The organism is Paenibacillus sp. 01T422 (genome assembly GCF_056398785.1).
Window position 1 is genome coordinate 1 of sequence record NZ_JBFTQB010000287.1, and the last position, 10,383, is coordinate 10,383.

Consider the following 10,383-nt stretch of genomic DNA (forward strand, 5'->3'; position numbering starts at 1 on the left):
GGATACATGGTTCCGTCATTCCCATCCTCGGTTGTAAAGTTAAGATTACTGYTGTAATCTYCTGCTTTTCRCACTGTTTRRTGCTTATRGCAGAACTTGTCGTACTTCACCGTTAGTTTAAAGCCTGCTTGCCGAAAATTGATCGAGTCTTTAACCTGTCTAGAGGTCGGTATCTAGATAGTTGGGAGATTTGTGTCACACGACTACAATGTAGCGAAATTTGTGCATTTTTCTATGACACAAATTCACCTACATAAAAAAATAAAAGCTTGATTTCTCAAGCATTTTAGTTCTGGTTTATGTAGACACATTTGTGTCATTGGACATCGGCTGACAAGAACTTGATGTCATAAATGACAAGAATTTGAACCCATACCCGCGGATATACTAAATTCTTCCTTTTAATAAATATACTCTACAAGATCTTTACCCATAAATCTCTTACTTCAACGAGGCTACCGATTAATGCCGGCAGCCTCGTCCACTGGTTTCTTTTAAACAAACGTTATCATTCATTGCAAAATACTTTTATTTGGCTACTTGAACAGTTATTGATTTATATTTGGTTAAGTCTCCTTTGCCTAGAAGCACGACAAAGGGGAGCTGTTGAGTCTCTGGCTTTTCAGCACTGAGCGTCGTAGTCGCGGTGCCCAAACTAACTCCCGCATTGTCTAAGAATGTGATAATAATTTTAGCATCCGGTGAAATAACAGTTTGATTTATTGCTGAAAGAAAACCTCTTACAAGAGTATGATCTCCTATCTTCATTAAATTGACCAAATCAAACTGAACTTTGCTTTCCGAATCCTTTATAGATAAATCGGCGTGTAAGTTAGGAACTCTTCCATAGAAAGGCTCTGTACTCTCTAAAGTAACTGCAGCGTATCCTGAAATATCTGTTTTGCTAATAGTTTCAAAAGGCACTATTTGTTCTGCACCGTTTAATACACTAGGAATTTGGTATGGGACTTTTTCAATAACTTCTCCTTTCTCGTTCCAAAACACAAGTTTTCCTAAAGCTATAGTTTTTGAGTAATCCACTGTTGGATTCATTGTTTGAATATCATCTATCATTTTGTGATTCCATGAATACAAGCCAGTGTAGAGTTTGCCCGTAATAATGGAATGGCTGCCTTCTTTATTAATAGACAAATGCCCTGCACTTACATCTGGATTGTTAATATCTAAAATATTAAATTCTACTCCATTATCCACTGTTATTGTCTTTGACTCATCTTCATAAGCCACCTTCATCCCCATACTCTCAGCAATAAACCGAATGGGAACATACGCATGTCCATTGTAATTTAGTGTTTCATACCCGTATGAACTTTTTGTTTCACCATTAATAACAAACTTAGCTGAAAATAAATACGTTTGGATTGTATCTGCAGCAAAAACTGCAGTCGTTGTAGTCAAAGCTATTCCACATGTTAAACCAAGAAGAAACATCTTCATTTATAAACTCCTCATTTATTAAAATAAATTGCTCAAATCCTTAGACGTGGGTATATATGGATTAGTTTCGAAAAAATTCTATTTAGACTGCAACAATTTCATCATCCAACGAATATTAATTTACACAATTAGGTAATAGATGTATAAAAAGTATAGAAAAACAGAACGATTTTCATCGTTATCCTTTTCGTTGTATAAATAATACTTACCATTGAGCTTCGTAAGAAATCAATAATAAAGAATCAGCAGCCTTTTCACACCTATTTGAACGTTTTGTTAATTTCAATTATTTGTAATATCGAAGAAACTTTTTCCAAATATTATCATCTGAAGTGTATAGCCTTAATACTTGGAGGTATTTGGATGAAATCATCTATAATTGTAGTGTTACTTTTTTTAATTGCTTTTATAATTTCGGCTGAGGTACTTCCATTAGCCCCAATTAGCGATGACAGTAGCTTTGAAGACTGGGCAAATAATCATTTTTAATTTGAAAACAAAAAGAAAACATTGCTTACAAAATTATTCAATCTATGCACCCTGATTCCCATTTCAAATTTTCACTAGACAAACCTTCTCATTTCAAAATAATTAGATGTTATAAGGATGTGTATTTATATGAAAAAAAGCATTTTATTTGGATTAATCGCTGTAATTGGTATCTATCTGTTGCCAAGCACTGCCCAAGCTGACAATGGTGCTGTGAAAATCCATATTGCTAATTTTCCCGTTAAAGTTAATGGGCAGCTCGTTGATAATACTAAAAGCCGTTTTCCTTTTATCGTTTATAAAGATATTACTTACGCTCCCCTTAATTGGGATACATTACAGGAACTTGAACTTAACTCTGACTGGAGCGAATCTAATGGTTTAACCGTTTACAGATCCTGTTGTACTTCCCCCTATTGGATGAAAAAAGCATTAGAAAAAAAACCGTACACCCAAGAGCTAACATATAATCAGTCCACAAAAACTACTTACACAGCACATGTCAGTCAGTATCCAATAGAAATTTGGGGGGAGCATATTAAAAATGAAAATGAATTATACCCCTTTCTGGAGTTTCGCGATGTCACCTATCTTCCACTAACCTGGAAATTCGCCCATGCACAATTGAGGATAGATTTGAAGTGGACTAATGTAGAGGGTCTTTCTATATGGAGTGGGCAGGATATTGTTATGACACAAATAGTTGATGACGATGATGAATCCCTTTTTATTAGAGCAGGATATTCCGTAGATGCTCCCAGCAAGATGATGAAAGTGTCGAAATCCTTAAAGGAATCTCCAGAATGGTTAGATGATGAGGAAACGAAAAATATTGAAGAAAAGTTAACCGAAAATGAAAAGCCAATAGTAAAGGGTATGGAAGGAACTAGCATTGAGATTGAAAACCAAAAGGGTAAACTATATTATAAAGGCTATCCTTTGGGTCAGTTAAAGGAAGAAGAACAGCACATATTAGGAGATACGACACTTCGCATTGAGGGAACTTTGTATCCAATTGATGATAGAAGGCAGCTCATTGCCATTTACTCCTATTTCCCCATTGCTGTGATTGGTCCACCTCCGAATAGCCGCTTTCAATTATTTTCGATTGTTGATGGTCAAACGCAGGCAGTGACCGACTATCCCTTCCTACCACAGTTTGTTCAAAAAAATGGGGACGGATCAGTATGGATTGCAAGCGAACGGAGAGCGGCTAGAATAGGCTATTATTCAGGTTCCGGCAGAATCGCAGTGATGGATCTAGATGGTAACATTCGAGTGGCGAACACAGTTCTAAATCAACAGGATATTTCCCCATTGGGTTTAGCAAGCTCAAGAAATAGTGTAGTTAATGAAGAAGGAAAAATGCTCGTCCGTCTCTATGGAATACCGAATAATGGAGACAGTCTTGGAGAAAATGCCCCTTCTATGGTTCAATCGGCTGAAGAAATACAAAATGGCATCTATGAAGTGGACACAAACTTTCAATTACGCATGCTAACCGGAGCACCTGATGATCAAGAAGAACTATACTTATATAAAGATAAATTCGGCGATATATATACAATTAACCATTACAGCAATACCATAACCAACTGGACAAAGGATCGTTACAAAACTTGGACTGATCGTGAACTTCTGGACAGATAAAACTCAGTTACTGTATGTACTTTTATCGTGGAATAAAGCTTAAACCAATTATCTATTCAGGCAGCACGGATTATGCGAGTTGCCTGCATAGTCCTGCTTATTGACTAAGACATCGGCAGCCAATCAGGCTGTCGATGTCTTTCAATGTCACGGGAGTCAAAATTTAAAGCCTTTTGGCAGCAATTTATATGGGATCTATAAGTAAAGTGCTTTACCTGTGAAGGTGCGGATAAATTCCAAGACTCTTTTTCTAGCACTTAAATATGGTTCTGGTTTTGCTTGTCAAGCATTTACTATCTGCGCTGCTCTTTATATTGTTTACCCATGATTGATTAACAAAACCTTAATTTTATTTTCAAGAAACTTTCTACAGTTCTAGAAGTCAAAGAATTAGTTGCAACTATTTCCATAATTATTAAAAGGAGGGATATCCCTTGCGTTTGATCAAGTACTTTTTTCTTTTGGTTTTTACCTCTCCCATCTTTGCTCATGATTCATTTGCTGTTAACGCAGATCTTCGTTACGAAATCGCTTCTCCTACTTTTCCGATAACGATAAATGGATCACCGCTTGATAATGTACATAATCAATATCCTTTATTTCTCTATGAAGGTATTACTTATTTTCCAATGACATGGAATAATTCAATCTCATTGGGACTTAATTTGGAATGGGATAGAACACAAGGTCTCAAAATTACCAAACTGCCTTTATGTCAACCCTTGACTCAGAACCTCCAATCAGAATTAACGCAATTTACTTCGCAGCAAGTAGTATTGCCTCCTTTCCCCGTTATTGTTAATGGAAAGACCATTAATAACTCGGAAGAGACATATCCAATTCTCTATCTCAATGATATTGTTTACTTCCCCATGACTTGGAGATTTACAAATGATGAATTCAACTGGAAAACCATATGGGATTCTTTAAATGGTTACTCTATTGAAGCTTGTGATGAACAAATGACTGAAAATATACGAAATCAAGAGGAATTAGCAGGAAATCGTAATCTAGCTATTAGTGGGAACAACAATTCAGTAATCGGTGGAAAACTGGCCACTCTTGGTGATTGGATATACTTAAATCCTGATAATAATAAACCTTCTTTGGAAAAATGGTCTAAGGATAGCAACACCAAAATCAAACTAACTGATGACAATGCTGCTTCGATAAACGCTATTGGTGAATGGGTATATTATACGGTTAATTCGGGCTTATACGTCGATGGAGTACTTCAATATAATGGCGTGTTTAAAATTCGTCAGGACGGAACTGAGAGGGCTACGCTGTCTCCTATATCTGCATCACAACTTGTAGTTGACCATGATTGGATATACTTATTGGAAACTAATGATTCTGGTATTAGTCGTATGAAGACAGATGGCTCATTAAATGAGAAGATCATCCAGGAAAAAGGTATACAGTCGTTCTATATCTCAGGTAACCAACTTTATTATAATCAAAATAACTATGATATGTATCAAACCAACTTATTTGGAAAGGAAAAGAAACAAGTAGATAGTAGTATTTTCAGTGATGCTGTGATTGTGGGCGGATGGGTCTACCATACTAAGATGACAGACAACATGAGTGCAATTTATAAAACAAGTCTTAATGGTTCAACGACAATAAAGCTTTATGATGTTAGTGTATGGGCATCGAATGGATTAATTAGCTCCTTACAATACCGAGATGGGTGGCTTTACTTTCTTCAAGGGAAATTAAGTATTGGTTCCCATATAGATGTCAATAAAGTACGTATTGACGGTACAGGTTACACAAAGTACTCTACGGTTGGTTATGCTACGAAGTTATATAATGTTGCTCCTTTTTTCTATGTTGATTCTATTTCTCCATTTGGTGGTGGTGGGACGATTCACTTAGTAAATTAAAATTCGATTCCATTTGTTCTGTATATTGGAATGCTGCCCGTTACTTCAACGGACAACGGCAGCCGCTCGTGTGCCAGCTGCCGTTGAAAAGATTTACGTATCTCTGCTTCTTCCTCATCATCAAAAAATGCGAATCCCTTGTCATGCTCCCCACTTTTTCTTTTTACATTGACTTTCTCACGCACCAAGTACTCATACAGCGCTGATCGGCCACATTGACCGTTTTGATAGGCTCAAATAGTATACCTTTTAACTCTTCCGTAGTTTTCTGTAATCTCTCCTCATCCACAAGAAAACGAATGCTCCCGTCTGGAAGTTTATAACGTTCATTCCCGAGCGGCTTTACCTTCATTTCAATTCCAATTGATGAGGCAAGTCGTACAAACATCCGTCCGCCAGGCTTAAGTACACGCCATAATTCATGCACCATTTGCTGAAAATGGGCCTCATTCTCAGCAAAATGCAGAACAGCACTACTAATAATAAAATCAAAATAGTGATCATCAAAGCTCATCTTCTCAACAGCATCAACCCGAATGCGCTCGTTCGACCAGTCAGGTGCTATGTTCATGGCAAGCTTCTGAACAGCATCAATCGCTTCCTCAGATCGATCCACTGCATACACTTCATAACCGTTACGCAGCAAATAGACAAGATTGCGCCCCGAGCCGCATCCGGCATCGAGAATTCGCATTCCTGGCGTAATACGACCTTTTAATAGCTGATCAAATAAATAAATATCAATATCGCCAAATTGCTCTTTCAGATTCATATGCTTCACCTGTTTAACTTCAAAATATCAACATAATAGATGTTATCCTAAACTAAATCGAAATAATCCTAATAACCTTAATAATTATACCATCAATTATTGGAGCTAGAAATTTATAGACAAAGAGCTGCGAAGCAAGCCCCTAAACTATCGTGTCCCGTTAGTTTAAAGAATTAGCTTCATTGGATGTCTATTTTCAGATAATAATGAGTGTGCCTGCCTGCATTTTGTAATGTTCCAAATACTCCAAAGACTGGCGTCTTAGGACTGCTTGGTTGAGTATTAAGCCAAAAAAACTACACCTCCAATTGTTAGACTGTGTCTAACAATTGGGGTGCAGTTCAAGAGGCAAGCTCCTACACTATAATTCTTACGTTTGTACAATCCTTACTTATCCGATCGTGGGTTATAAGTAAATCCCGAATTTTTTACTATAAATTGTTTTTCTTTTTTCAATGCATTCATTAATTCAGGTCCTACATGTAAATTCTTTTCTACTATTCCCTTAGGTGTGAGCGCCATCCACTGATTAAGTGAAACATCTTCAAAACGGTCACTCTTATACGTTGACTTTCTATTGGCCCCGGAACATCGGATTGAAAAATGTACACCTGATGGTTCGGGATATTGTCAAATGTACTTTTGGGAACACCAAAATTCGCGGAAAGTACTTCCTTTGGGGTATGTGCGAAGAAATCGGTGATAGCCAATGTATTAAGGTCAGAGAAGTTGCCGTCAGGGAAAACAAGCAAAAACTCAGTGCCTTCCTCAAGGCCTTGAAGAGAATGAGGAATTCCGGGAGGGAAGTACCAAAGGTCGCCAACACCTATGTCAGCAATGAAGTTCCTCCCGTTTTGATCGACCGATGTAATGCGCGTTTTCCCCACAAGAACGATCGCCCATTCCGCTTGTTGATGCCAATGCATCTCGCGAACACCACCGGGAGTCAGTGCCATATTCACCCCAGCAAGCTCGGTCGCAATCGGAAGCTGTCTAACTGTAACCTCCCGTGACCAACCCCCACTGCATATTCGTATCGGAGAAAGAGAACTTCAGGTTAGGAAGTGACCCGGCATCGGTCACTGGTGAACTAACATGTCAGGGTTCTCAATATCTCGCATGATGTCACGAGGTCCCAAGTCCCACCAACCAGCACCATCATTTCTTATCGGTTGTGGTATATGTCCATTCCTTTTTTCGATTTCCAAATGTTTTACACCTCTCGATCTATTCATTTCATATTTTGACTGGGTGAATGCCTAATATAAGTTATGAATAGAATCAAAAATTGGAAACATGTCCCTTTTTATTGTGATGAATCACCCTTCCCTTTTCAGAAAGCCATCATTCTGAATGATAACACGAGTATCAAAATCTACATCTAATTTAGGATAAATCTCTTCCCGCCAATTTCCCAATTCATTTCTCGGAATAATCCTTCGAAACATCTGACCTAGCGAAAGGATGTCCGCTTCTCCATTTTTTGCTTGAGTAAGCAGTGACTCGAACCTTTGATCAATCAGCCCCTTTAGTTCCTTTTTAATCGCTTCAATTGAAACATGACCTCGGACCTCAAGGACACTCACAGTCAACGTCATTTGGGTAGTTAATTTCGGCCTCCCACTAATGATCTGACTATGATGGTGCAGTGAGGTGTTGTTAATCAAAACACTGGCATGTTCCATGACTTCAATCTTCCCTTGTCCACTTTGCCCATTGAACATATTAAACAATAAAGTCTCTTCGGAGTTGATTTGACTTACCATCCTGCCATTCTTGATAATAGCCGAACCAATATTTTCAATCGTTGTTGTCCGACCTGGTCTGACAATGGGCAGAACTACGTCCTGGGTGTAGGAATGTACGCTACGGTATACTTGCCATATTCTCGTTAAAGCAATTTGTGGATTCCACCCGGCATTTTTCTCGAAAAAATCTGTAACATCGGTTCCCACAGGGTTTACCTTTTTTTTAATCTTTGCAAAAAATTCTTCAGGCGTATCCTCACTCAGAACAACCAACGCTTTTGGGGAAATATCCCTCACTTTCATAAAGAATGCGAAGATTTCACTCATCCCTTGGCTTGCGAGCTTTTTATCAATTAGAATAATCTTTAAATGTAGCAAATCAACCTGGCTCTCCATATTCTCGCTCATTCGATCGACTGCCTGCGTGATTGTCTTACCTGTTTCCTCTACAATCTTTACCTGCATTCGGTTATCAATAGGCTCAGGGATTTGCAAAAAAATTTGATAATCATCCCCTTTTTTAGCAATACCCATCACCACCGGTAACGAGCGATGGTTAATATCCTTATTATCCCAGCAACCAGTTAAGGAAATAGCCATCATCACAAAAATAGTCGCTTTAACGCTCAGACGTATCTTGCTCACTTTGTATATCCCCCCGCTGTGTGTCGTCCGAGGAAATAAACCGTTATCGGAACGGCAATTAACATATAGAAGCGAGGCCATATGTTCCACATAGAAAATTGTTCAACGCTTTCCCAGCTTGAAAACGAGTGGCTGATGGCAAATATGACACAAACAATTATAATCAATAGATAGAAGGAACGAATCCTCGGGAGGAATTCACTTGCTATGCGTACAGATTGCCAAATCACTAAAGCGAGAAATAGCATAAGCATTGAAATTAAACTAAGCAGAAAAAAAACAGCTACCCGTTCGAACATGAGCCAATTAATGTGGATAACATCCAGTGTTACTACAAATGGAAGAAACAAGGTGGCTGCTGTTGCTTCCCCGAACGTAAGGACCGGAACATAAACAGCACATAGGAACATAGGTAACATGCAGAGCGCGGTAATCAGCACGCTGCGAATTCGAAATTTATAGTACGGTTGTACAAAACCGAGAAAAATGAAGCTTCCCGTATAAACAAAGAAGCTTCGGTAATACGATGTTTTCATCAAAAAGGAAAATCTTCCGTCGAATATAGGAAACACGTAACGCATATCGACACTCTGGAACGAAGATACACATATAAACAGCGCCAATGGAATACCGAAGGACGAAACTAGAACACCTGTTCCGAAAATGGTTCTCAAACCAAATGCCGCCAAAAAAGTAGGTATTAACAGTAACAATAACATGATCGCCCATATCGGTGTATTGGTGAGGAACACAATCGTTACGATCTCTGCATAAGCGCGAATGGTTACCGCACATTCAATTACAAAGTAGTAGAAAACCGGGACGAGTAGTATTACAGCAGTGAACTTACCCATCCTCATATATAAACTCACCATATCCTCGCCGCGACTAAAACTCATTCCCTTCATAAATAACCAGAGGAAGAAAAAATAAACGCCAAATCCCAACAAGATTGGAACCCAATGACCGACAGATGTGCTCTCGATCATATCTCCAGGATACAGGAAAAAAATAAGCGCGAGTTGCAGCAAGATGTATATCAGTATAACATGCAAGCTCCTAGTCATATTCAAACTCATCCTTTGCGAATGGCAAACGAACATACGAAATTCCATACGTATACTCGCTTGCCAGAAGGCCAAATATGATGACAAGACCAGCAAAAATACCCATAACACCGAAGATCGAAGCCATAATTAATGTTATATATTTAAGCGACCGCAGCAAATACCCATTCTGAACCCCGACGATTGTAGAGTTCGCGATCGTTGTTGCCGCGATTATTATGATGAGTAGGTTGCTGACGAGTTTAGCGGACACAACAGCTTGACCGAGAATGATACCACCGACCATCGTAATGGTTGGACCTACACTTCGAGGGAGCCTGAGACTCGCTTCAAGAACCAATTCAAGCATAAGGAGCATGATAATGGTTTCAAGCGCAGCTGGATAGGGAACGCCTTCGCGACTTAAGGCGACCGATAAGGCTAGCTCAATACGTAGAACTTCTGGATTGACGGCAACCAGCGCTACATAGAGGGCAGGCAAAACTATTGTTGCAAAAGCTCCGAAAATGCGAATGGCTCTAATGGAAATCATGATTGGACGCGGAAATTGACGATCACTTCCCAACAGGAATGCATCCCACAAATAATTTGGTAAAGATAATGCAAATGGCATCCGATCAATGAAGAGAACAACTTTTCCCTGCTCCAGAACACTTACTACC

General features: G+C 38.8%; 8 protein-coding genes and 1 pseudogene. 3 read left to right on the top strand and 6 right to left on the bottom strand.

The window, feature by feature from the left end:
* Positions 1-528: 528 nt before the first annotated feature.
* Entirely contained in the window at positions 529-1,458 is a 930-nt protein-coding gene (locus AC1DUA_RS17175) for a stalk domain-containing protein (protein ID WP_477500928.1), read from the bottom strand.
* Positions 1,459-1,821: 363 nt separating this feature from the next.
* On the opposite strand from AC1DUA_RS17175, the gene AC1DUA_RS17180 reads away from it, so the two are divergent.
* The 3 genes from AC1DUA_RS17180 (at position 1,822) to AC1DUA_RS17190 (ending at position 5,489) form a co-directional block, all read left to right on the top strand.
* Positions 1,822-1,947, top strand: a complete 126-nt coding sequence (locus AC1DUA_RS17180) for a hypothetical protein (protein ID WP_477500930.1) — start codon at positions 1,822-1,824, stop codon at positions 1,945-1,947.
* 129 nt (positions 1,948-2,076) lie between these two features.
* Positions 2,077-3,597: a hypothetical protein gene (locus tag AC1DUA_RS17185; RefSeq protein ID WP_477500931.1), complete on the top strand. Its 1,521-nt coding sequence runs from the start codon at positions 2,077-2,079 to the stop codon at positions 3,595-3,597.
* Between the two features lie 434 nt (positions 3,598-4,031).
* Positions 4,032-5,489 (top strand): DUF5050 domain-containing protein, encoded by a 1,458-nt coding sequence (locus AC1DUA_RS17190; RefSeq protein WP_477500932.1) that lies wholly within the window; start codon positions 4,032-4,034, stop codon positions 5,487-5,489.
* Between the two features lie 163 nt (positions 5,490-5,652).
* Here the strand turns inward: AC1DUA_RS17190 and AC1DUA_RS17195 are convergent, their stop codons facing one another.
* From AC1DUA_RS17195 to AC1DUA_RS17215, 5 genes and pseudogenes are all read right to left on the bottom strand, one after another.
* Complete coding sequence (locus tag AC1DUA_RS17195) at positions 5,653-6,261, bottom strand: class I SAM-dependent methyltransferase (protein ID WP_477500933.1); 609 nt, start codon at positions 6,259-6,261, stop codon at positions 5,653-5,655.
* A 387-nt stretch (positions 6,262-6,648) separates the two neighbouring features.
* Positions 6,649-7,496: pseudogene (locus AC1DUA_RS17200) on the bottom strand (cupin domain-containing protein).
* An 84-nt stretch (positions 7,497-7,580) separates the two neighbouring features.
* Positions 7,581-8,654, bottom strand: coding sequence for a Ger(x)C family spore germination protein (locus AC1DUA_RS17205; RefSeq protein ID WP_477500934.1), 1,074 nt, complete (start codon positions 8,652-8,654; stop codon positions 7,581-7,583).
* A complete protein-coding gene (locus AC1DUA_RS17210) occupies positions 8,651-9,721 on the bottom strand; it encodes a GerAB/ArcD/ProY family transporter (RefSeq protein WP_477500935.1) in 1,071 nt (356 codons plus the stop codon). Before AC1DUA_RS17210 ends, AC1DUA_RS17205 begins: the two co-directional genes overlap by 4 nt.
* On the bottom strand, positions 9,714-10,383 hold a 670-nt coding region (locus tag AC1DUA_RS17215; RefSeq protein ID WP_477500936.1), incomplete at its 5' end, for a spore germination protein. The genes AC1DUA_RS17215 and AC1DUA_RS17210, both read right to left, overlap by 8 nt.